We start from the raw sequence: 22,795 nt of genomic DNA on the forward strand, positions 1-22,795 counted from the left end.
TTTTAATAATTTCAAGAATCGTGTATTAGCTTGCTTTTCTGATTAGATAAACTTATAACCATAAGTTCAGGAGAGCCGAACATCTTCGGAATTTCCAACTTATCTATTGTCATACCGTGATTCAGCAACGCCTTTTATTCTAGGCCTGTCCCACAAATCGACTTCTGCCTAGTATTGGCTTAACCCTAACGGATCGACCCATTAATTGTTTCCACTCTTGTGAGTTAGTCAGCGAATAGATATCAAATTCACAACCTTTTTCTGAGGAAAACTTAGCCAAACTCTCTAACCAGTCATTAACGGTTTGGGTTCCTGAAAAAGGCGTATATTTTAAAGATTGCTGCAAGCACTCCTGCATCTTAGTCAAAGCGTTATTGTGATAAGCGCGACACGCCTCCCACACTAAAAGTCTGTACTGCATTTGGTATTGTCCATCTTTATCGTTGCCTAAAGCTTGCTGAAACTGGGATAGTTCTAATTCTCCTTGAGTCTGATGAAGTTGAGTCTGAGACTGTTGCAATTGCTCTTGAGTTTGATGAAGTTGAGTCTGAGACTGTTGCAATTGCTCTTGAGTTTGATGAAGTTGAGTCTGAGACTGTTGCAATTGCTCTTGAGTTTGATGAAGTTGCATCTGAAATTGTTGCACTTTTGCCTCGATTTGATGCTGTTGCGTCTGAGATTGTTCTAATTTTTCCTGAATTTGATACAGTTGCGTCTGCAATCGGTTCCATTCCTCTTGCTTCTGATGCAGTTGAGTCTGCGACTGTTCTAATAAAGCCTCGCTTTGATGCAGTTGCATCTGTGAATGTTCTAATAAAGCCTCGGTTTCATGCAGTTGTATCTGTGAATGTTCTAATTCTCTCTGGCTTTGGTAAACTTGAGAGTGCGATTGCGCCAATTCTTCCTGCGTCTGATCGAGTTGAGACTGCGATCTCTTTAATTCCGTTTGAGTCTGATGCAGTTGAGTTTGGGAGTTTTCCAATTCCGCTTGAGTCTGATGCAGTTGAGTTTGGGAGTTTTCCAATTCCGTTTGAGTCTGATGCAGTTGAGTTTGGGAGTTTTCCAATTCCCCCTGAGTCTGATGCAGTTGAGACTGCGATCTCTTAAACTCCACCTGAGTCTGATGCAATTCCCCCTGAGTTTGATGCAATTCCCCCTGAGTTTGATGCAGTTGAGATTTCAAGTATGCGAATTCTTCCTGAGTTTGATGCAGTTGAGTTTGGGAGTTTTCCAATTCCGTTTGAGTCTGATGCAGTTGAGTTTGGGAGTTTTCCAATTCCCTCTGAGTCTGATGCAGTTGAGACTGCGATCTCTTAAATTCCACCTGAGTCTGATGCAATTCCCCCTGAGTTTGATGCAGTTGAGTTTGAGTTTGATGTAGTTGAGATTTCGAGTATGTGAATTCTCCCTGAGTTTGATGCAGTTGAGTTTGGGAGCTTTCTAATTCCCCCTGAATTTGATTCAGTTGAGTTTGGGAGTTTTCCAATTCCCCCTGAGTTTGATGCAGTTGAGACTGGAAGTTTTCCAATTGGACTCGCAGTGCTTTATTTTCTCTTTCCTGGTTGCGAGTATTCACCCACTCCTGAAAAGCCTCAGCCTTGTAAACGGGTTTTATTAGTTCCCGCCAAGAGAAATTTGGTGTTTCATCCGGCCACCATGCCCTAGCATCGAGTTCTTGATACATCTCTACTGCTTCTGGGCAGTAATGATTAACCAAGCTAGGTCGATAGCTGTCTAATGGTTGAGCGTGAAATAAGGATGGGTCATAAACCGTTGATTCAGGAGCAGTTAAGTTAGTCTTGAATTTCTGGTTTATTGCTTTAATATATGAGTCTTTAAAATTGACTATGGTGTTAATATTTGCTAGAAGGCAACGATTAGAAAAGTGATCGTAAAAATCAATGATTATTTGATTGTATTGATGCCATACTTTCAAAGCCAATTCAGGCTGATCTTGAAAAGTACGATCACCCCTACGATAAAGAGAATCTACTACTTCCCAAGGAGAACGATAAATTAGCAAAAATTTCGCTTCTGGCAACAAGTCAGACCAGAAATCCAAAAATAACGTTGTGCGGGGTTCTTTCCATCCCCATACTCTACTCATAGAGTTTTTGGCGACTATTTCTTTAGCTTGTTCTACAAAACGATCTTCAACATTTATTTTTCCCTGTAAAGTCCAACCATCCTCGATAATTGCTTGCGAACGCAGCACCGCCTTGTGAAATTCAAAAAAATCAATATTTTCAAAATAACCTTTGATGTTTGCACTATGTGGTCCTAGTAACTTGCGACCAATGTGCAAACCAGCACTTTGAAGCAAGGATGCTGTCAAGGAACTACCAGAACGGTGCATACTGATTATCACCAGAATATCGGATTTTGCTGTGCTATAATTGTTCATCGCTTGTCTAAACTCCTATTATGTAAACTTTATTTTTCAGACCCCACCGACTTTTCAACAAACTCGTGAACTATGACTGTCGGCAATATAAAAATGAAAGATATTTTGCCTTGTCGATAATTTTACTTTCATCAAACCTTGCTTACATTTTAGTAAAAGATAACATTTTTTGACCTCTTGGATGCTTCCAATCACCTATGTAACTTATTGTCCACGGGATTCCCTTGATTAACCAAAAAAAATCTTGTAACTGATAGTGATAAGGATCTGAATCCATATAGGTGATTATTCCACCTGGTTGGTGTGTTGTCAACGTATAGAGTGAGTCTGATGAACACTCAAAAAACGTTGCATAAAACTTACCTCCTTGTTTAACACATTTAGCGAGTTCAAACAAGCAGCGTCGAATATGATTCAGCGGAAGATGAGTGAACACTGATTGTGCTAGAGCAAATTCAAATTCTACTCCTAACAAATATAATTCAAAGTGATCGTTAACTAACAAGTTTTTTTTAGGCAGCTTGTTTCTATTTGTAACATCTAATTCTTGTTGATATCCAGCATCTATAAGGGAAGAGTTCATGTCTATACCGTAGTAATTCCCACTATTGAGATAACGAAGGAAATGAACTCCTCCCCTAAAACATCCACACCCTATATCAACAAACTTCATCTCGGGTTTTAATCCCTGGTTTAAAATAAAATCAAACTGTAATTTACCTATTTCGTCCCACATTCCTCCAACAGACTCTCTATGCAAACCTGCGTTAGCTTCCTCGTTGGACAACAATAATCGATTAGATGAATTATTTTCTGTTGTAGAGTTGATAATTTTGTCACTTTTGTTGACTGCTTTTTGAAGATTAGTATCAGACGATTGTTCTAGTTCATCTTGAATTTGCTTGAGCTTTAATTGCGAACGCTCCAAATCACCTTTGATCTTTTCTAGTCTTTCTTTATTCATGCTGATTTTACTAGATACCAACGAAACATTTTACCACGTGTATTCCAGTGTACTGGCGTCCCTATAAATAAAAATATAACGCCATAGTATTTTTTTAACTCCTCTTCGGTCTGAGACAAGATATTCCTAAAATATACATCTCAGAGAATGAGTCTGCAAGCATTTTCCTATCTAGGCTAAAATTAAAATTTGGTCGATGTCTAATGGTTGCTTAGAAATTTATCACAATTTAGGGAAAGTTTTGCCCGATCGCCCCCAATGAACTCCAAATGAACTCAAGCCGTTGCTTTCCCAAGGATATCAGACTTCAGCCCTCTGAGGATGTTCCCGCACGCACCAGGTATTATATATGGGCGATCGCCCCCAAGCCCTAAGCCATCGAGCTTAACAATAGATATTACCCCAAAAATCAACACACGAAGATGATCGCACTCAATCGATCGACCGACACGCGCGATCGGGTAAACTAGGAAGGTAGATCGGGCTGTATTCTTGTAAGGTTTAGTTAAAGCCCAACCTCAGCATCAGAGGAAAGAGCTAGACTGAGTACAGAAAAAAGAGTAACTTAAAGTCGCTCGATATCGAGCAACTTTTTAATCATGGAGGTTAACTGTGGATTTTCAGCAAGTACGGAAAGACATTGCTTTTCAATACCTCAAGGGCGAGGGGATAGAAGTAGGAGCCCTTCATGCTCCTCTTCAAGTCCCTGAAAGCGTCAAGGTTCATTACGTCGATAGAATGTCTGTAAGCGATTTGAGGAAGCAATACCCAGAGTTAGGGGCGGTTGGTTTAGTAGAGGCGGACATCGTAGATAATGGTGAAACTCTCTCATCCATAGCCGACAACTCTTGGGATTTTTTGATCGCCAATCACATGATAGAACACTGTCAAAACCCGATCGGGGCCCTGGAAAACTTCTTGAGAGTTATTAAACCGGGAGGGCTTGTATATATGGGCGTGCCGGACAAACGCTATACATTTGATATCGATCGCCCTCTCACATCCCTCAACCACCTAATTCAAGACTATCATGAAGGTCCCGAATGGTCTAAGTTAAGTCATTATCAAGAATGGGTCAGCCTCGTTGACAACAAATTTCATCAAGAAAGTGTGCCAGTACGGATGCAACATCTACTTGATATAGACTACAGCATTCATTTTCACGTCTGGACAGCAGAGACTTTTCCAGAATTCCTCGCATACTGTAAAAACAATCTATCTTTTGGTTTTGAAATTGAATTACTTAAAGAAAATTTTGATGAAATTGTTACGATATTAAGAAAACTGCGTTGAGTCCAAAAATGAGTCAAGAAAAGTTGTTATTGTCAGTCAACAATAAATGGATTCTTATCCTCTCACAAATCGAACAATTGGATATTTACTTAACCTGTAGCAAAGCATAACTGTATGGAAGTTCTAGATTTTTATATAAAGTGAGCACCGAGTAGCCAGAACGCACTGGACATCTTTAAAGGTGAGTGGGCATCTATGTTTGCAGCGAATTCGTCATTAGTAGCTGGAACAATTCCGCTGTTTGAAGATAACCGCATAACGTGGGCAATTGAACAATTAAAGGGAGTTCAAAGCAAGCATATTATTGAATTAGTGCCGCTCGAAGCCGGGCACACCTATATGCTAGAAAAACTTGGTGCATCTTCAATTTCAGCAATTGAGGCCAACAGTCGCGCCTACCTGAAATGCCTGATAGTCAAAGAAGTAATGAAACTTCAAAAAGCGCATTTGCTGTACGGCGACTGTGTAGAATATCTGCGGTCAAGTCATAACAAATTTGATGTTTGCTTGGCTAGCGGTATTCTCTAGCACATGGCTAACCCCGTCGAGCTAATTTCTTTGATTGCTAAAGCATCAGACCAAGTATTTATTTGGACTCACTACTACGACTGGGCTATTATCCACGGGCAACCTCACCTCAGTCCTAAATTTCAGGCGCAAGTAACCACCGAGCATGAAGGGTTTAAATATACGGCATACCGTCAAGAATATCAAGTGGCGTTAGATTATGCTGGCTTCTGTGGGGGTAGCAGCGCCTTCAGTCATTGGTTGAACCGCGAGGATATTTTATCATGTTTGAAATATTTTGGCTTAACTGAAATTCAAGTCAATTTTGAGCAGCTCGATCATATTAACGGGCCGTGTTTTGCGTTAGTAGCGATGCGGCCTTGATATCTGCCAATGCTAATTTTGAGTAGCAGCGGGTTTTAGCAAAGATAGTCAGCCCGCACTTCGGGGATAGATCAACTATCCCCATTCTAATCTCGAAAACAATCAGACAGAATTTAATTTCCTGATTTGAGTTCGTCTGCTTGCCTATGAGCGCCCATTGCTTCATCGGCTAGTCCTTGTTCTTTAAGGACATCTCCTAACTTGCAATAAGCTGCCTGACAACTTGGGTTTAAGTAAACAGCGCGGCGGTAACAGACGATCGCCCGACCGCATTTCTGTTGTTCTAGTAGCGTATTTCCCAAATTGAGATATTCCTCAGCAGTTGCTTTTTCCGGTTCCAAAATCAGCGCCGCGTACCAGCAATCAGCGGCATCCTCTGGCTTGCCAATTTTGGATAAGACTTTAGCTAAGTTGCGGTAGACCCCAGCAAAATTGGGTTGAATAGCGATCGCTTTTTGGTAAGCCGTGATCGCCTGTTGCCACTGTTGCTGCTGTGCATAAACAGTTCCGAGGTTCGCTAAAGCTTCAGCAAAATCAGGCTGAATTTCTAGAGCGCAAATGTACCAACTCTTAGCCTCATCCAGTTTCCCCTGAGCGTGCAAGACATTTCCTAATGTCTTGCGCCCCGGAGCAAATTTGGGTTGAATCTTTAGTAATTGCTCGCAAGTAATAAGAGCCTGATCGAGCTTACCTTGAGCTAAATGCAACTCTGCCAGTTGATTTAACATAACTGCTGCACTCTCCATCTCTTGTATTTGAGCATGAATTTCCCTAAGTTGTGACTGAGTTTTGTCTAGTTCTTCCTGAGTTTTACGGTAGTGAACCTGCAAGCATTCCTGTTCTTCTTTAATTTGTTGGAGTTCCTCTTTAATTTGTTGCGATCGAGCTGTAAGTGGCTCGAAATCCTCAGAGTTTAGGTGCACTTTTCTCTGGGATTCCTCTAATTCTATTTGCATTTGGTACAGCTTAGATTGCAAATGCCAATGTTGTGTTAATATCTGCGCTATTCGAGATTGAGCTCTAACTGAATCAACAGCCTGCCTCAGCTTGGGAATAAAGCGTTGAATCGTTAAATCTTCTACTTCATTGCGATCGTGATATTCCAAGCCCAAGGAAGTCCTCGGATTTTCCACCCCGCAAGCCCAGCCTCTGATCAATTTCAGCTTCATCTCTTCTTGAGACTTAGTGTAGTAATGGTTGATTCGCAGCTTTTGGACTGAAGTTTTTTCAGCTATAGAACAGCTTAACGGTTCCCTATTCTCTGTAACCGAAAACGTATCCTTACTAATTGGTATGAAAAAGTGAGGGCAGCTAGGGCGAAGGACTTGTTCGGTTCGCACAATGCTTTTGACATATTTATTACTGTCAAAATTATCTGCTGCTCGTTTAGTGAAATGCTCTATTTGTAGCCCTTCAGGTCTGATTTTGTGACCTGAAGAACCAAAAAATAACTGATTAACTCCGACACCTACTACCCCATCAAATTCTTTTAATACTTCTTTTAAATCATCCTTTTCGGTGGGGAAAAGAAATTCATCTAAATCAATGAAAGCGATCCAATCTGATTCGATTTTGTACGCACTGAGGCAATGTTCGTAGGCCGGTATTTGTCCTGGTGTTACTGGCCAATCGTGTAAAATTACTTCGCCTGATTTAAGGTAGGGCTGAAGGATGTCTATAGTATTGTCGGTGCTGTTATTGTTGTATAAGTAAAATCTCTCAACCCCTACTATTTTATGAAACTCCAACCACTCTATTAGGTAAGGAGCCTCATCCTTCATAATCGCGCAAACACTGAGTTCACACTTGGCTCTGTCGTTATGTGAGGGTGTGTGAGAGATGGTTTCTTTCCACTGGACGACTCCTACTTTTACGCGGGTTTCATCGGCTAACACCGCCTGGATAAATATCTCACATTCAGGAAACGTTCCCGTTATTTCCCATTCAGTCCCATAACCGCTATTTTCTGCTAACGGTACTCCCGGAAAAACTGCTGCTACATCTGGGCGGTGCTGATTTACAGGAATTTCGCGGATTACTTCACCGTCGCGAATCAACTCAACTTTAACAGCAGGGGATTTTTTACCTATCACCCAACCCCCAATCAAAATATTACTGGGATTTACCGTGCTTCCCATCGTCGGAGCCTCTATATTAAATCCCCACAGCAAATCGGGATCTTCAGGAGAGATTAATGACACCCCTTGAATATTCAAAATTTTTATTGGTTTTTGAGATCCTGTTGCTGGCAAATCATTAGGATTATCCCGTAACAAGGGTTCGCTGTTCCAGGGATCGTAGGGAATCAGTTTTTGTTTTTGTAAGTGGGGACGGAAGCAAAATTTGCACCGTTCATTTAGCATCGATGCGGCAAATGAGAATGTGCTATTGGAAATTGCCAAAACATCACATTGGCTCAAAATGTAAAAATCAGGATAGAAAGGTGCTTCTGGCATTTCTACACCCAAATCTTTGACTGTTATCGGGTTGTAATCCGCAAAATCCCCGACAACATTTTCGATTTCATCGCTAGCAATAAACAAGACGGGTTCGTCCAGAGTTTCCCACAGACCGTCCAGCCATTCCTTGTACCATCCACTCGGAGCAACGGTCAGATACGGCACAACAGTATGAACGCTTCTGTAATCACCGCGCCGCAAATGCAAGCCGACAATTGTTTTACCTTTAGAACGCAAGCGATCGAGAGCTTCTATCACCTTCGCTGCGACTTCTGGCAGAGGTTTGAATAAAGATTGGAAATATTCTTTATGTTGGGCGTAATATTGAGTGTGAAACTGAAAATAGCCGTGGAAGTCTACATTTTTAAAAGGTTCCCGTGCATTGAGAATTGCCGACTCGGAAAGTTTGTAAGGCTGCGCTTGTTCTCCAACTAGAGGTAAAGGCTGAGAAATAGGCGCATCATGGTGACCGAATAGATACTGACCGATCCAAGCGGGCGTTTCTACCCTGAGATTGTGTTCCCTTGCGTAAGTTCTCAAAAACGCATACAGAAATATTTGGTTTCCCAACCGACCCATATTCTCCATGCCGAGTACGGATGAGGTAATCGCTGGTTTTTTCACATAAATTGCATCTCCCCAAGATGGGTGAATTGGTGTTGTGGTTGCTACCCGGTGAAAACCCTGTCCTTCGAGAAATTCATCCAACTGGTCAATTAACCCGCAGCCTTCATAGAGTTCTTCGTAATTAACTTCTGTGTTAATTAACTCAACAGATTTCAACCAATTGGTTGCCCCTTGCAAAGCCAATAGTTCTGCACCTTGGATATCTATATTTAAGATATTAAAGTCAGAGGGATTTAATTCCTGTTCTTGCAGCAGAGTATCGAGTGTTTTCGACTGTACTGTTATTTGATGAGTTTCAGTGATGTGGGGATAAATCTCTTGATGGTGTTTCAAGGGCAGAATAGAACTGCTTTGATCGAAGGAAGTAACGTGCAAATCCACACTACCATTGCGATTGCCGATCGCACAGTTGACCGATCGGACATCGGGCATCCCGGTTAGATTGGCTTGCAAACGTTCAAATACCGCTGGGTTGGCTTCTACGAACAGCACTTTTTGCGCGCCCATTTGTTGATATGCGGTGATTTCTGTGCCTTCATGAGCCCCAACATGAATCACGCCACGCGGGGCGATGGCATACTGCCGACAAAGTTCCTGTATGTTCAGCTTTCCGTCGGTTACTTCACCCAAAACATTCGAGTGGAATCGCTCATTGACAGCCAAGAAATTGCTGAACTCAAAGTTTTCATCCTCTGGCAAAAAGCTGGGTTTGTATTCTAACCGATCCGGCAAAATCTTAAAAATTGAATACCGGAATTTTTGCAAATACTCAAATGCTTCTTTCAACGTTGTTTTTGAATCGATATAAGTTCCACCATATTCAAATTGCAGATAATCGATTCTGCCTGATTCTAGAAAATATTTTGCCCCATCAAGAACGTCTAATTCGCCGCCCTCAACATCGATTTTGAGGAAATTAATTCTTTTAATGCCATAGCGCTGACAGTAATTGTCGATAGTTGTCGTCAAAACTGTAATTTCTTTAGGCGGATTCAGCCACCCTTGTTTTTCAACATCTACTCTGCGGTAGAAGGTACTCAATAGGGGATTGGCTTCGTAATAATAAAACGTCTTGACTTCTTCCTTCTGTCCTACCCCTAGATTATTGAAAATTAGTTGTTTATCTAGGTTTTGTATCAACTTTTTGTACACATGAGGAACCGGTTCAAACAGGTGAACTTCTACATCATGTCCTTGGCTCAAAACTTTCGCTGTCCAATCCCCAACATTAGCACCTACATCAAAAACAACATAGCCTTTATTAATTATATTTTTAATAACTTGAACTTCGCCATCAAGTTCCATTTCTTTGAGCCTCGTAGGAATCAGTGATTGAGTTAGTTTTTCTGGCTCTAATGTGGCGTATATATCTCCCCATAATTGGTGTTCATTAGATGAACTAATACTTTCAAATAAGCGATCGCTAGAAACCCATTCAGCTAGTGCAAGATGGCTATCTTCACCTTTTGCTAAGTTAAATAGTTGATATCCTAATGTCTCCAAGTGAGTAATCGATTTTTTCGCATCATCTATAAATTCTATTGTAAATTCAAAGGATAGACAAGGTATGGGTTGAGACAGTCCTTTTAAAACTAGATATTCCAATCCTTCAACATCTATTTTGCAAAACTGCGGGCATCCAAACAATTGAATCATTTCATCTAAAGTAGAAATTTCTACTGTTACTTCTTGATCCCAATTAACGCCAGCAAATCGTCCCGTTTTCCACTTGTCAGAAAAAGTAGATAAAACATTTAGATCACTAGAAATAGAAAGCTGCATCTCTCCAGGATGTTCTGCTAAACCTTTATTTACAATCGTAACTTGAGGATTATGTCCATATTTTTGATACAGGAATTCCACACAATTTGGTTGTGGCTCAAAACAGACTACTTTAGCACCAATTCCTATGAAAAAATCTGCTTTTTGTCCGATATTAGCTCCGACATCAAAGATAATCTGTCCGGCTTCTACAAAATTACGAATTAAATCTATAACCATTTGTTTGCTCGTTTTTTTGTCAATTAACTTATCAATTAAATGTGGAATCCTGGGAAGCGAACAGGCTCAATAAACTCGCTTTCATATATACGATCGAGCGCATAACCCAATTTAGGTATATCAGCGGGAATCCCGTCCTTCATCTTTCGATAATCACCCTCGTGACTAATCACCCCTTGATGATTATAAGCTATCCACTCACCTCGATATTTTTTTTACAGACGGCGATTGGCTTTATACCACTCATTAGCCGTTGGATATTCTGCCTCCATATTTTCATCCCATACTTTTCCCTCCAATCATCCTCGCCTCCACCATCATCCGCACCACATCGGGCATCTTATACTTTGCCTCCCATCCCAACTTTTGCTTCGCCTTACCCGGATTTCCCCTCCCCACAGCAATCTCCGTCAGCCTGTAAAGACTCGCATCGGTTACTAAATGTTCCTGCCAATCCAAACCCGCAGAAACAAACGCTATCTGCACAAACTCCTCCAAAGGATAGCTTACACCCGTAGCAATGACATAATCATCCGGCTCATCCTGCTGCAACATCAAATACATCGCCTCCACATATTCCGGCGCCCAACCCCAGTCCCGCTGCACAGAAATATTTCCCAAAGGCAGTTTTTCGGAACTACCCGCAGCAATTCGGCACACAACAGATACAATTTTTTGGGTAACGAACCTCTCCGGGCGCAGTGGCGACTCGTGATTGAACAAAATACCAGAACACGCAAACAAATTGTACGCTTCCCGATAATTCGCTACTTCCCAAAATGCCGTTGCTTTCGCCACCGCGTAAGGACTTCTGGGGCGAAAAGGCGTATTTTCATCGGCTGGATTGCCTCGGGTATCCCCAAAACATTCGCTGGAACTGGCGTTGTAAAGTTTAATTTTGCCCCCGGTAAACCGAATTGCTTCTAACAGATTTAATGTGCCTGTCGCAATGCTTTCGAGGGTTTCAACGGGTTGTTCAAAAGACAAGCTTACGGAACTTTGACCTGCTAGATTGTACACCTCATCTGGCTCTATTTTGGCAAGCACTTGCAAGACGCTGCGAAAATCGTTGAGAGACATGGATTCTAGTTTTACTCTGTCTCGGATTCCCAAACGGGCCAGGTTTCCGAAACTAGACATTTGGGCGTCTCTGGATGTGCCGCAAACTTCATAACCTCGATCGAGCAACAGTTTAGCTAAATAAGCTCCGTCCTGACCTGAGATACCCGAAATTAAGGCTTTTTTCATATCACATTTGGTTTTCCGAACTATACCGTAGCTGCTGCTATTTTTCCAGCTTTGTGAGTTTTATAGTCGTAATTTTTATTATTTTTAATGTTTTGGATTTTCCGAGGACTTACCAGAGCAAGTTTAAGCGCTTACTACAAACAAATTTCAGGATTTACGCCCGGAGGGAGGCTAAAGAAACCGGGTTTTTAACCGATATTAAGGGTTTCCACCAAATATTTGGGTGAAAAAATCCGGTTTCTGCCCCCCTGTGCGATCGCCAGTCAGTTAGACATTGACTCAGAAGTACAAAATATCAGCATTTTTACCTTCTGCCGAATGACTAATCCCTTCTGCCTTCGGATACTAGGCTTCCCACCTTTGGGCGACCAATTCAGCCAAGTCAACCACCCGCTGACTGTAGCCCCACTCATTGTCGTACCAAGCCAACAGCTTCACCATGTCGCCGTCCATAACTAGGGTCAAGCTGGAATCCAAGATCGAAGAAGCATCGTTTCCGCGATAATCGCAAGAAACAAGAGGCAAATCGTTGTACTCCAAAATCCCTTTCATGGGGCCTTCGGCTGCTTCTTTGAAAACTTGATTTACCTGCTCGCTAAAAGTCTTTTTCTCTACCTGAGCCACAAAATCAACTACCGACACATTAGGAGTCGGGACGCGCATGGCGATGCCATTTAACTTACCCTTCAATTCTGGAATCACCAAAGCCACAGCTTGGGCCGCTCCGGTAGAAGTCGGCACAATATTCATTGCAGCAGCCCGGGCCCGCCGCAAATCTCGGTGGCTGGCATCCAGCAAGCGCTGGTCGCCAGTATAGCTGTGGGTAGTGGTCATCATGCCTTTTATGATGCCAAAATTTTCATGAAGCACCTTCAGCACGGGAGCTAGACAGTTAGTGGTACAGCTAGCATTGCTGATGACCGTGTAGTCACTGTGCTTGTAGTTGTGGTGGTTGACTCCCATCACATAGGTGCCGACTTCAGGCCCCTTGCCGGGAGCAGTAATCAGCACTTTTTTAGCGCCGGCCGTGATATGCTTCGATGCACCAGCCTGGTCAACGAAGACGCCGGTTGCTTCAATAATCAGATCAATACCCCAATCTTTCCAAGGCAGGTTGAGCGGATTGCGATCGCTCACGCATTTAACTGTCTTGCCATTGAGAATAATCGAATTTTCATCCGTACTGATGTCCACACCCTTCAACGTTCCCATCATGGAATCGTATCTCAGTAAGTGGGCATTAGTTTTCGGATCGGAAGTGTCATTAATAGCTACCAGCTCTAGCTGGCTATTTTCTCGGCCTAGCCAGCAGCGCGCAAAACTGCGCCCGATACGCCCAAAACCATTGATCGCGACTCTAATCACCTTGTACCTCCTAACGATGGCAGCCCTTAACTCAGGCTTAAATTTTGGAAAAATTTAAGAATTGACTTCTGACACCAGATCATATCGCAAAGCTCGATCCTTTCTAACTTTTTGTGTTGATCAAAAAAGCTAGAACTTTTTTAAAAGGTCCAAACCGCAAGTCCGAAGGCATTCGGCATTGAAGGCCGCTGGTTACTGGTAAAGCTGATGGGTCACAATATAAGCCCGGACAACATCCGGGACTAAGTAGCGGAGGTCGATCCTTTCGGCGTAGCAGCGGCGGATGTGGCTGGACGAAATCTCGATCGCAGGCATGGAAAGCACCTCCCAGCGAATTTCCACGTCCAAAAGAGCCATTTGTTCGGCAACTCGTCGGCCCACAGCATTTGCCTGAACCTGCATCCTGTCCCCCCCCGAATCGAGGGGTTTTCCACCCGGACAATCTCCCCACTCGGACAGTTCCCCAATCTCCCCGCTTTCTGCTGTCTCTCGATCTCCCTGAGTCGGACGTGGGGCCACCAACCACTGGCACAACCCGGCAATTTCGCCGCACCGGTGCCATTTGGGAAGAGTAAGGAGTGCGTCACTACCAATAATCCAGTACCAGCCATGATCGCCTGGATACAATTTTTGCAAATACAGCAGGGTGTCGATCGCAAAAGAACTGTCGGAGGGATTTGCCGACGGCGGCGAAATTACGAAGTCGGGGCGATCGCCGATCGCGAGAGCGAGCATTTCCCGCCGCTGCTCAAAACTTGCCAAATCCGGGCGCCCTTTGTGAGGAGGAGAGCGATCGGGTACCCAAATGACTCGATCGAGACCAAATTGACTCGCAGCCGTCTCTGCCACCAACACGTGGCCCCAATGAACCGGGTCAAAAGTCCCCCCAAAAATCGCTATTTTCGCCATATTTCCCCAAAATCAGGATTAATACAGACATCGCGCAAGTTTTATGTTTGTACGCTTTTAACCATAAGCTCGTTTATTACAAAACCCTCGCTTCACATCGGAGACCAACCCCAGGGGGACATTAGTTTTGGCGAGCGTCCAGGACGAGTCCTGGACGCTAAAACCGATTTTGTTAACCCCCTTACTTCGTTCAAACCTTCAATCAGAGTTAAAAAACCGGTTTCCGAGCGTCGGAGTGCCTCTAGGACTGGATGATTAACCTTACCAATATTAATCCCAACTTGTTTTGAGTGCGCGATCGACCGCCTGAGCATTCGTTTGTTGGCGGTCTAAAAAGTTTTGACGGTAGATATACTTATCGCAGTAGTAAAAATTTTAAGGGCTGCCAAGAACGTCCATCGGCTTCTCGATCAAAACCAATGATTTGGTTTGATCTATGGCTTTGCGACTATTTCGACTAACTGCATAACTTGTATATATACAATAAAGTAAGAATATATACTATAGCTGCGATCGTGTCAATCTCTCACTTTCAAGAAAAAATGACCGTAAGAGTAGATAAATGACTATAAAAGGAGCGAAATTTTGTTGTTCGTGGTAGTGTTTGTAAATCCTTATGGGTTTTACCCTCAATCTTGGTAGAAAGGTTGTGGGGGTTTTGCTGCAGTATCCGAGCACAGCAGGCGGATCGAAATAGAAAGAATGCAGGAGTATGCAACCACCCAAAATTAGTCTATTGGCCCAGACCCCAGACCCCGTTTTCTGTTACCTGCTATTTTCGAGCTGTGACTGTTCCGGAAAACTACTCGGTACTAAGTCATATAGGATACAAGACAAACATCTCTACAAGTCCCGCAAATCTAGGGACGCGCAGAGAATTTTGTACAAAATCTCTAGCGAAATGTATCCTGAAAAAACAATTCTTGATATGATATCGCGTGTTATTGGCGTGGTGTGGTGTGTGAGGAGCAAAGATGCCGAGTTCTGTTGATTTTAGCGGTAGACCATTTCATTTCATCGGCATTGGTGGGATTGGGATGTCAGCCCTTGCCTACATTCTAGCTAAACGCAAGTTGCCTGTGTACGGCTCCGATATTAAATCGAGTCACATAACCGAGCGCTTGCAAGGAATGGGAGCTCATATTTTTTGGAGTCAAGACGCCAGCAATTTTGAATTATTTCAAACGGCCCTTAACGGTAGCAGTCCCGACTGCGGGCCACAGGAAAGGGCCGTATCCTCGGCAGTCGCTGGTACGGTAGGAACTTCTGTCGCGACAGCCGAAGCTCTCCAATTGAACGGCAACGGTTCAAGCGCCCAAGCAATTCCGGGATTGCCTCAAGTAGTCTGTTCGACGGCAATTCACCCGGCAAATGCCGAATATCGAGCTGCTTTAGATTTGGGCTGTCCGATTTTTCATCGATCGGATGTGTTGGCAGCCTTAATTCAAGATTACCAAAGTATCGCCGTAGCCGGGACTCACGGCAAAACTACTACTAGCAGCTTAATCGGTTTCATGCTGATGGCTGCGGGTCTAGATCCGACGATCGTAGTAGGAGGCGAGGTAAATGCTTGGGAAGGCAATGCCCGTTTGGGGGAAGGCCCCTACTTAGTGGCCGAGGCTGATGAATCCGACGGTTCTCTCGTTAAGCTGGTAGCCAAAATAGGCATAGTGACGAATGTAGAACTGGATCATCCAGACCATTACGATACCCTTGACCAGGTAATAGACACATTTAAGGTGTTTGCCCAAAACTGTCAAACCTTGGTGGGCTGCATTGACGACCAAATCGTCAAAGACTGCCTTCAGCCTCATGTCAGTTATAGCTTGCAGCCGGAAAGCGGTGCTGACTACACGGCTTCGGGCGTGGAGTACGGAGCCAAAAGCACCAAGGCCCACATTTGGGAGCGAGGAGCTTTGCTAGGGGAAATGGAGTTGAAGTTGCTAGGCACACACAATCTCAGCAATGCACTAGCTGCGGTAGCAGTGGGCCGATTGTTGGGGTTAGAGTTTTCGGCGATTGCCAAAGCGATTGCTGGCTTTGAAGGAGCTCGCCGCCGTTTTGAGGTGCGGGGTTTTCACAATGACATCCTGTTTGTGGACGACTACGCCCACCATCCTAGTGAAATTCGCGTTACCTTGGCGGCTGCTCGCTTGCGTATCGAAGGTAGCGAAAAAAATCCCAAATCCCGAAGAGTGGTTGCCATTTTTCAACCCCACCGTTACAGCCGGACTCTGACATTTTTGCCAGAATTTGCTCAATCTTTTGGGGATGCTGATTTGGTGGTGGCTTGCGATATTTATAGTGCTGGGGAACCGAATTTAGGAGAGATTAGCGGGCAGCGGGTTGCTGATTTGATTGCTAAAGAAGGCCGAGAGGTTGAGTTTCGGCCTTCCCTGGAGTCGGTAAGTAAGTTTTTAACCGAAAATCTGCAACCGGGGGATTTGGCTCTGTTTTTGGGTGCAGGCAATCTGAATCAGATTATTCCAGAGGTTATGGCTTTTTATCAACAAGCCGATCGCCCGGATTAGCTCGCGAAGTGAGTAGAGTTGATCGACTTTATAGCGTTGCACGTTGTGCCGAAACTTCTGTCGGGCGACTCGCTCAAAGGGGCAACATAAGTTAGCTAAATGGATTTTCAACCACGTCTTCGAGCGAAGGTATTTTTAAGGATTTTCAAGATGGTGACTATCTCGAATGACTCCTCTGTTAAGGACAATCGGCGAGTGTATTCTCCTATTTCTTTGCGGGGAACTGATTGCAAGATTAACTCCCAAGTTTCGCTGGCCGGCCTGACTTCCTTCCGAGTCGGCGGCCCGGCCGAGTGGTACGTTGCTCCCCGCAGTATGGAGGCTTTGCAAGCGAGTTTTGCCTGGGCACACGATGAAGGAGTGCCGGTGACTCTGCTGGGTGCGGGTTCTAATTTGTTGGTGAGCGATCGGGGTTTGTCCGGTTTGGTCGTCGGCACTCGCTACCTCAAACAGGTGAATTTTAATCCAGAAAGAGGTCAAGTTACAGCGGGGGCGGGGGAGTCAATTCCCCGCCTCGCTTGGTTGGCGGCTAAACGGGGCTGGAAAGGTCTAGAATGGGCAGTCGGCATACCGGGCAGCGTGGGAGGGGCTGTGGTGATGAATGCAGGCGCTCACAGAGGCTGTACTGCTGATATTCTAGTCAATGCTCGCGTCCTATCCCCCGGCGGCAAGGTGGAAATTCTGACTCCCCAAGAGTTGGAGTACCGCTACCGGACTTCGGTGCTGCAAGGGGGCGATCGGCTAGTAACAGAAGCGACTTTCCAGTTACAGCCGGGATTCGACCGATCGCAAGTAATGGCAGAAACTAATGACCATTTCAGCCAGCGGCGGACAACTCAACCTTACCACTTACCGAGCTGTGGCTCAGTCTTCCGCAACCCTGGCCCCAAGACGGCAGGTTGGTTCATCGAACAAGCGGGACTGAAGGGATATCAGATCGGCGGGGCGCAAGTAGCTCAGCGCCATGCTAATTTTATTCTTAACTGCGGGTCGGCAACGGCCAATGATATTTTTCAAGTGATTCGCCACGTTCAACAGCAAGTCGAGCAGCGGTGGTCGCTGTTGTTGGAGCCAGAAGTTAGAATACTGGGAGAGTTTCCCTTCTAAGGCATCATTGAAGTAATACGGAAACGGCAGACTGCCAGCCTACACACAATCAAAAAGTAGTTATGACAAAATCAGGACAAGGATTTGGCTTCGGCCTGGGCAAAATGAAAGAACTGACTGAAGCTTTCAAAAAAGCTCAGCAGGTTCAAGAAGGAGCTAAAAAGCTCCAAGAAGAGTTGGATGTCATGGAAATTGAGGGAACAGCCGGCGGCGGCTTGGTCAAGGTTTTTCTCAGCGGCAACCAAGAACCCCGCCGCGTGGAAATCTCACCGGATGCCCTCGGTGAAGGTGCTGATGTGGTTTCTGAACTCGTCACGGTGGCGATGCAGGATGCTTACGCTAAGTCTACGATGACGATGCGGGAGAAAATGGAAGAACTCACCGGTGGACTAAATCTCCCCGGTTTCGGTTAGTCATTAGTCATCAGTCATTAGTTGTTAGCTATCTGTGTTTAAAAAGGAATCTATAGCTAATGACTGATTGATTTCTCTGAAGCACGAAACGTTGGAAAAAAGGGGAAAGAAAAATTTTTCTTTCTTCCTTGCCATTAAAAATTACCAATTACTAATTATCAATTAAATGTCTTATAAATTATTGTTTGTCTGCCTCGGAAACATCTGCCGATCGCCCTCAGCAGAAAATATTATGAATCACTTAATTGAACAAGCTGGTTTGAGCGATCGTATCACCTGCGATTCTGCCGGAACTGCTAGCTATCACATTGGCAGTCCCCCAGACAGGCGGATGGCATGGGCCGCGAGGAAGCGAGACATTGAATTGTTAGGCGAAGCCCGCCAATTTCAAAGGGAAGATTTCGAGAATTTTGATTGGATTCTGGCGATGGATCAGGACAATTATCGAAATATTCTTGCTCTCGATAATTCTGGAAAATATAAAAAAAAAGTGCGGTTGATGTGCGACTTTTGCCATAAATATGACCTGAAAGAAGTGCCAGATCCTTATTATGGTGGACCGGAGGGATTCGATCGAGTAATTGATTTATTGTTAGATGCCTGCGAAGGGTTGTTGGAGTATGTTATAAATCAGGAAAAATTCACACTTACCAATTAACAATTATCAATTACCAATTACCGACTAAATGGTGTTCCATCGCAAAGCGAACGAGTTCTGCTCGGTTGTTGCTTTCTGTTTTTCTGAACAAGCTGCTGACGTGCTTTTCGACAGTTCGAGGGCTGAGGTGGAGCCGATCGCCTATTTGAATATTAGAAAGACCTTCTGTCAGCAAATCTAGCACTTCTCGCTCTCGCTGAGTCAAACTCGGAGCATTTTGGCTTGTATATGCGCGATCGTCGGTTTCTGACTTTTGAGTAAAAAAATCAGATTCTGGCTGGCTGTTGGCTCTGCTGCGTGCCTCTGTTGGCGTCGGTTCTGGTTTAGGGGAATGAGACGGTGCCTGAGCAATTAGAGCGTAGCGATCGAGCAAAGAGCGAATTACCGCCCCCAATTCTTGGAGTTCAAAAGGCTTAGCCAGATAATTGTCGCACCCCATCTGATAGCCGCGAATCCGTTCCTGCGTGCTCGTGCGTTCCGTCAAAAAAATCACCGGCAGCAAGCGGAAAGCGGGACGAGTCCGAACTCGCCGCACGAATTCGTAGCCATCCATCTCCGGCATTGTAATGTCGGTAACAATCAAGTGGGGCTGAAATTCCTCTACCAAACCTAAAGCTTCTTTGCCATTCTCAGCAGGGATTACAGAGTATCCGGTAATTTCCAGATAATCGGTAATCGACAAGCGAGTCGCGAAATCGTCGTCAGCAACCAGAATCGTCAAGGGCATGAGGGGAATTTAAAAATTAAACCTTAAAAATTAAAAGTGAAATTAGTCACTTTTAATTTTTAATTCTACTGTTTAATTCTGTTTATAACTTGCAGTTAAAGTAGCAGGCTGCCCTAATGTTCCCTCCAAAGCTACGCCGCGCCCGTTTGCTGCCAAATGCCGCAGAGTTTTGTAAATTGTCTCGATTTGCTCTGGCTTTCCTGCTTTTTTGGCTATTTCTGCGACAGACAGAGGTTTTTGGGCGTCTTTGAGCACTTGCAGTACCCGTTGCTGCAAGTCCAATACAGCCGCGGCCGCTTTTTTGCCTGCTTCTACGCCCGGTTGGTGATAGGCATTGACATTCACCAAGGAACCATAAAAACCTACGGCTCTTTCGTAGAGGGCGATTAATGCTCCTACTGTCCGAGGGTTGACTTGAGGAATTGTGACAGTAATGGAATCTCGGTGATTTTCGTACAAAGCTTGTCGAGTTCCCTGCAACAAACCCGACAAATAATCTCCCGAAGTGACGCCGGTTTCTACTTCAACAGAAATTCCTTGCCTGTCTTCCAAAACTTCGATAAATGTTAGGAAGAAATTCGGCACCCCGTCTCGCAGTTGCTGGACGTAGGCGTGTTGGTCGGTGCTGCCTTTGTTGCCGTAAACTGCGATTCCTTGATGAACTGTGTTGCCGTCTAAATCTTGCTGTTTGCCTATAGATTCCATGACTAATTGCTGCAAATAGCGGCTGAACAATAGCAGGGAGTCTTTGTAAGGCAAAACTACCATGTCTTTTTCGCCGCGTCCGTTGCAGGCAAAATACCAACTCATGGCTAAAAGGGCGGCGGGATTGTTTTTAATGTCGGGAATTCTGGTAGCTTCGTCCATGACTTTAGCGCCGTTGAGCATCGCCCGAATGTCGATGCCTTGCAAAGCTGCTGGCAAAAGTCCTACTGCTGAGAGTTCCGAAGTGCGTCCTCCCACCCAGTCCGACATGGGGAAGCTGCCAATCCAGCCTTCTCCTACGGCTATTTTGTCTAGTTGGCTGTCTGTGCCGGTGATGGCAATTGCCTGTTTGGCGAAGTCGAGCTTTTGGGCTGCGAAGGCTTTTTTAACTTCAATCATGCCGTTGCGGGGCTCGGGGGTGCCGCCGGATTTGGAAATTGTAATTACTAGGGTGCTGGCGAGTTTGTCTTTGATTTTGTTGAGGATTCGATCGATCCCCGCCGGGTCAGTGTTGTCGATAAAATGAATTGCTAGGGGCGGAATGTCTGGGGATAAAGCTTCGGCGACAAATTGGGGGCCTAGGGCGGAACCACCGATGCCGATCGAAATTATGTCGGTAAATTGCGGAGCAAAGGGCGGTTTAATATCGCGGTTTTGAACTTTTTTGACAAATGTTTCGACTTGTGATATTCCTTCGACTATTTCTTGTTTTAATTCTGGAGTGGGAGCTAAATCGGGGTTTCGCAGCCAGTAGTGGCCCACCATGCGGTTTTCGTCGGGATTGGCGATCGCACCTGCTTCTAAAGCTGCCATGTCTTTGAAAGCTTTGTCAAATTTGGGCTTCAGTGCTGCTGCGAAAGCGTCGTCGAATCCCATGCGGCTGATATCGAGGTAAAGTCCCAATCCCTCGTGATAGTAAAGCCAGTCTTGATAGCGTTGCCAGAGTGCTGCGGCGTCCATAGGAATTCTCTACAATTTTTTTAATGTTCGATCGGCGTCGTCAGGAATCCACCAATTGTAGTTTAAAACGATCTGATGTACGGCTTTTGCAGAATCCCAATAAATTTAAGCATTAGTCGTCTTAAGGCAGCCTGCGCCGAAGGCAGCCAGAGCATTCGGCAGAATTAAACAAGAAAAATATGACTTGGGCAAACACTCTTACCAGGTAGATCCCCGATTGATGGCAACACCCCATAGATAGATCGAAATGGCACAGAGATTTAAATGTGGTCGAGGTTGGGCTTTGGGCCCTGGTTTAACAATATTCAAATTCGGGCGATCTGGCTCTGTAAAATAGGCATTGCGGTCAGGTTAAATATACTTTTAGCTGTCACTCAATAATCGGCTAAAAATATAGTTAACAACGGTAAACTATCTTAAGTGTAGTATAATATACAGATATTAGAATTAAAGTGCGATCGACTATGCTTGCTCTATCTCCCGAATTAAAAGAAAGGTTAGCAACTCCGCTCAAAATCGGCGATTTTGAAGTTAAAAGCCGCGTCCTGCAATCGCCCTTATCCGGCGTTACCGATTTGGTATTTCGCCGCCTGGTGCGCCGCTACGCGCCGGATTCGATGATGTACACGGAAATGGTGAACGCTACGGGTTTGCACTACGTGAAGCAACTGCCGAGAATTATGGAAGTTGACCCGAACGAGCGTCCGATTAGCATTCAATTGTTTGACTGCCGGCCGGATTTCTTGGCAGAAGCGGCCCAGAAAGCAGTGGCAGAAGGAGCGGATACTGTTGATATTAATATGGGCTGTCCGGTTAACAAAATTACTAAAAACGGCGGCGGTTCTTCCCTGCTGCGAGATCCGGAAACGGCCGAGGCAATTGTGCGGGCTGTTGTGGAAGCGGTAGAGGTTCCTGTCACGGTTAAAACTAGAATCGGTTGGACTGACAAAGAAATTAATATTTTGGAATTTGCGAAGCGGATGGAAGATGCGGGAGCAAAAATGATTACCGTACACGGCCGCACTCGATCGCAAGGTTACACCGGCCCGGCAAAATGGGAGTGGATTCGCCGAGTGAAAGAAGTTTTATCGATTCCAGTTATTGCTAACGGGGATATTTTTTCTGTGGAAGCAGCGATGCGATGTCTGGAAGAAACCGGCGCAGATGGAGTGATGTGTTCGCGGGGAACTTTGGGCTATCCTTTTTTGGTTGGAGAAGTTGATTATTTCTTGAAAACTGGTGTGGAAAAGATAGCTCCGACACCAATTGAACGCCTCGAATGTGCTAAGGAACATTTGCGGGCTTTGTGGGAATATAAAGGTGAAAGCGGTGTTTGCCAAGCGCGCAAGCACTTAACCTGGTATGCTAAGGGTTTCCCAGGCGCTGGGGAATTGCGGGGCGTGTTGGCTGTGGTAGAAACGGTTGAACAAGGTTGCGATTCGATCGATCGCGCGATCGAGCAATTGCCCGCATAAACCTTACCCGCCGATATCAACTAGCGGTTACAGAAACAAAACCCACCTCTGCAGGCTA

General features: G+C 44.7%; 16 protein-coding genes and 1 pseudogene. 8 read left to right on the forward strand and 9 right to left on the reverse strand.

Annotation, left to right across the window (positions count from 1 at the left end; genetic code table 11):
- Positions 1–139: 139 nt before the first annotated feature.
- Both QUA40_RS11370 and QUA40_RS11375 read right to left on the reverse strand, forming a co-directional pair.
- Positions 140–2,404 carry a chromosome partitioning protein ParA gene (locus QUA40_RS11370; protein ID WP_333125365.1) on the reverse strand — a complete coding sequence of 755 codons (2,265 nt, stop codon included), beginning with the start codon at positions 2,402–2,404 and terminating at the stop codon, positions 140–142.
- Positions 2,405–2,546: 142 nt separating this feature from the next.
- A complete protein-coding gene (locus tag QUA40_RS11375; protein ID WP_333125367.1) occupies positions 2,547–3,368 on the reverse strand; it encodes a class I SAM-dependent methyltransferase in 822 nt (273 codons plus the stop codon).
- Between the two features lie 612 nt (positions 3,369–3,980).
- Between QUA40_RS11375 and QUA40_RS11380 the strand changes: the two genes are divergently transcribed.
- From QUA40_RS11380 to QUA40_RS11390, 3 genes are all read left to right on the forward strand, one after another.
- Positions 3,981–4,661, forward strand: a complete 681-nt coding sequence (locus QUA40_RS11380; protein WP_333125369.1) for a methyltransferase domain-containing protein — start codon at positions 3,981–3,983, stop codon at positions 4,659–4,661.
- Between the two features lie 195 nt (positions 4,662–4,856).
- The gene (locus tag QUA40_RS11385; RefSeq protein ID WP_333125372.1) at positions 4,857–5,189 is read left to right on the forward strand and encodes a hypothetical protein; all 333 of its coding nucleotides are present in this window, start codon (positions 4,857–4,859) and stop codon (positions 5,187–5,189) included.
- Between the two features lie 3 nt (positions 5,190–5,192).
- The gene (locus QUA40_RS11390; RefSeq protein ID WP_333125374.1) at positions 5,193–5,552 is read left to right on the forward strand and encodes a hypothetical protein; all 360 of its coding nucleotides are present in this window, start codon (positions 5,193–5,195) and stop codon (positions 5,550–5,552) included.
- Positions 5,553–5,665: 113 nt separating this feature from the next.
- Here QUA40_RS11390 and QUA40_RS11395 read toward each other — a convergent pair whose 3' ends face one another.
- From QUA40_RS11395 to nadD, 5 genes and pseudogenes are all read right to left on the reverse strand, one after another.
- A complete protein-coding gene (locus QUA40_RS11395; RefSeq protein ID WP_333125375.1) occupies positions 5,666–10,639 on the reverse strand; it encodes an FkbM family methyltransferase in 4,974 nt (1,657 codons plus the stop codon).
- A 35-nt stretch (positions 10,640–10,674) separates the two neighbouring features.
- Positions 10,675–10,842, reverse strand: a pseudogene (locus QUA40_RS11400) (DUF5678 domain-containing protein); the annotation flags it as partial.
- A 73-nt stretch (positions 10,843–10,915) separates the two neighbouring features.
- Positions 10,916–11,887 (reverse strand): GDP-mannose 4,6-dehydratase, encoded by a 972-nt coding sequence (locus QUA40_RS11405; protein WP_333125379.1) that lies wholly within the window; start codon positions 11,885–11,887, stop codon positions 10,916–10,918.
- 345 nt (positions 11,888–12,232) lie between these two features.
- Positions 12,233–13,252, reverse strand: a complete 1,020-nt coding sequence (locus tag QUA40_RS11410) for a type I glyceraldehyde-3-phosphate dehydrogenase (RefSeq protein ID WP_333125381.1) — start codon at positions 13,250–13,252, stop codon at positions 12,233–12,235.
- A gap of 192 nt (positions 13,253–13,444) precedes the next feature.
- Complete coding sequence (nadD, locus tag QUA40_RS11415) at positions 13,445–14,161, reverse strand: nicotinate (nicotinamide) nucleotide adenylyltransferase (RefSeq protein ID WP_333125384.1); 717 nt, start codon at positions 14,159–14,161, stop codon at positions 13,445–13,447.
- A 974-nt stretch (positions 14,162–15,135) separates the two neighbouring features.
- Here nadD and murC point away from each other — a divergent pair.
- The 4 genes from murC to QUA40_RS11435 all read left to right on the forward strand — a co-directional run bounded on the left by murC (position 15,136) and on the right by QUA40_RS11435 (position 18,870).
- The gene (murC, locus tag QUA40_RS11420) at positions 15,136–16,692 is read left to right on the forward strand and encodes a UDP-N-acetylmuramate--L-alanine ligase (RefSeq protein WP_333125386.1); all 1,557 of its coding nucleotides are present in this window, start codon (positions 15,136–15,138) and stop codon (positions 16,690–16,692) included.
- Positions 16,693–16,842: 150 nt separating this feature from the next.
- Positions 16,843–17,799: a UDP-N-acetylmuramate dehydrogenase gene (gene murB, locus QUA40_RS11425; protein ID WP_333125387.1), complete on the forward strand. Its 957-nt coding sequence runs from the start codon at positions 16,843–16,845 to the stop codon at positions 17,797–17,799.
- Positions 17,800–17,861: 62 nt separating this feature from the next.
- On the forward strand, positions 17,862–18,212 hold the full coding sequence (locus tag QUA40_RS11430; RefSeq protein ID WP_006634273.1) for a YbaB/EbfC family nucleoid-associated protein: 351 nt from the start codon (positions 17,862–17,864) through the stop codon (positions 18,210–18,212).
- A 166-nt stretch (positions 18,213–18,378) separates the two neighbouring features.
- Positions 18,379–18,870 carry a low molecular weight protein-tyrosine-phosphatase gene (locus QUA40_RS11435; protein ID WP_333125390.1) on the forward strand — a complete coding sequence of 164 codons (492 nt, stop codon included), beginning with the start codon at positions 18,379–18,381 and terminating at the stop codon, positions 18,868–18,870.
- Positions 18,871–18,880: 10 nt separating this feature from the next.
- Here the strand turns inward: QUA40_RS11435 and QUA40_RS11440 are convergent, their stop codons facing one another.
- Positions 18,881–19,597, reverse strand: a complete 717-nt coding sequence (locus QUA40_RS11440) for a response regulator transcription factor (RefSeq protein ID WP_333125393.1) — start codon at positions 19,595–19,597, stop codon at positions 18,881–18,883.
- Positions 19,598–19,669: 72 nt separating this feature from the next.
- Positions 19,670–21,262, reverse strand: coding sequence for a glucose-6-phosphate isomerase (locus QUA40_RS11445; RefSeq protein WP_333125395.1), 1,593 nt, complete (start codon positions 21,260–21,262; stop codon positions 19,670–19,672).
- 464 nt (positions 21,263–21,726) lie between these two features.
- On the opposite strand from QUA40_RS11445, the gene dusB reads away from it, so the two are divergent.
- Positions 21,727–22,737, forward strand: coding sequence for a tRNA dihydrouridine synthase DusB (gene dusB / locus QUA40_RS11450; protein WP_333125398.1), 1,011 nt, complete (start codon positions 21,727–21,729; stop codon positions 22,735–22,737).
- Positions 22,738–22,795 lie beyond the last annotated feature (58 nt).

It is taken from the genome of Microcoleus sp. Pol11C3, assembly GCF_036701485.1.
Lineage (GTDB): Bacteria > Cyanobacteriota > Cyanobacteriia > Cyanobacteriales > Microcoleaceae > Microcoleus.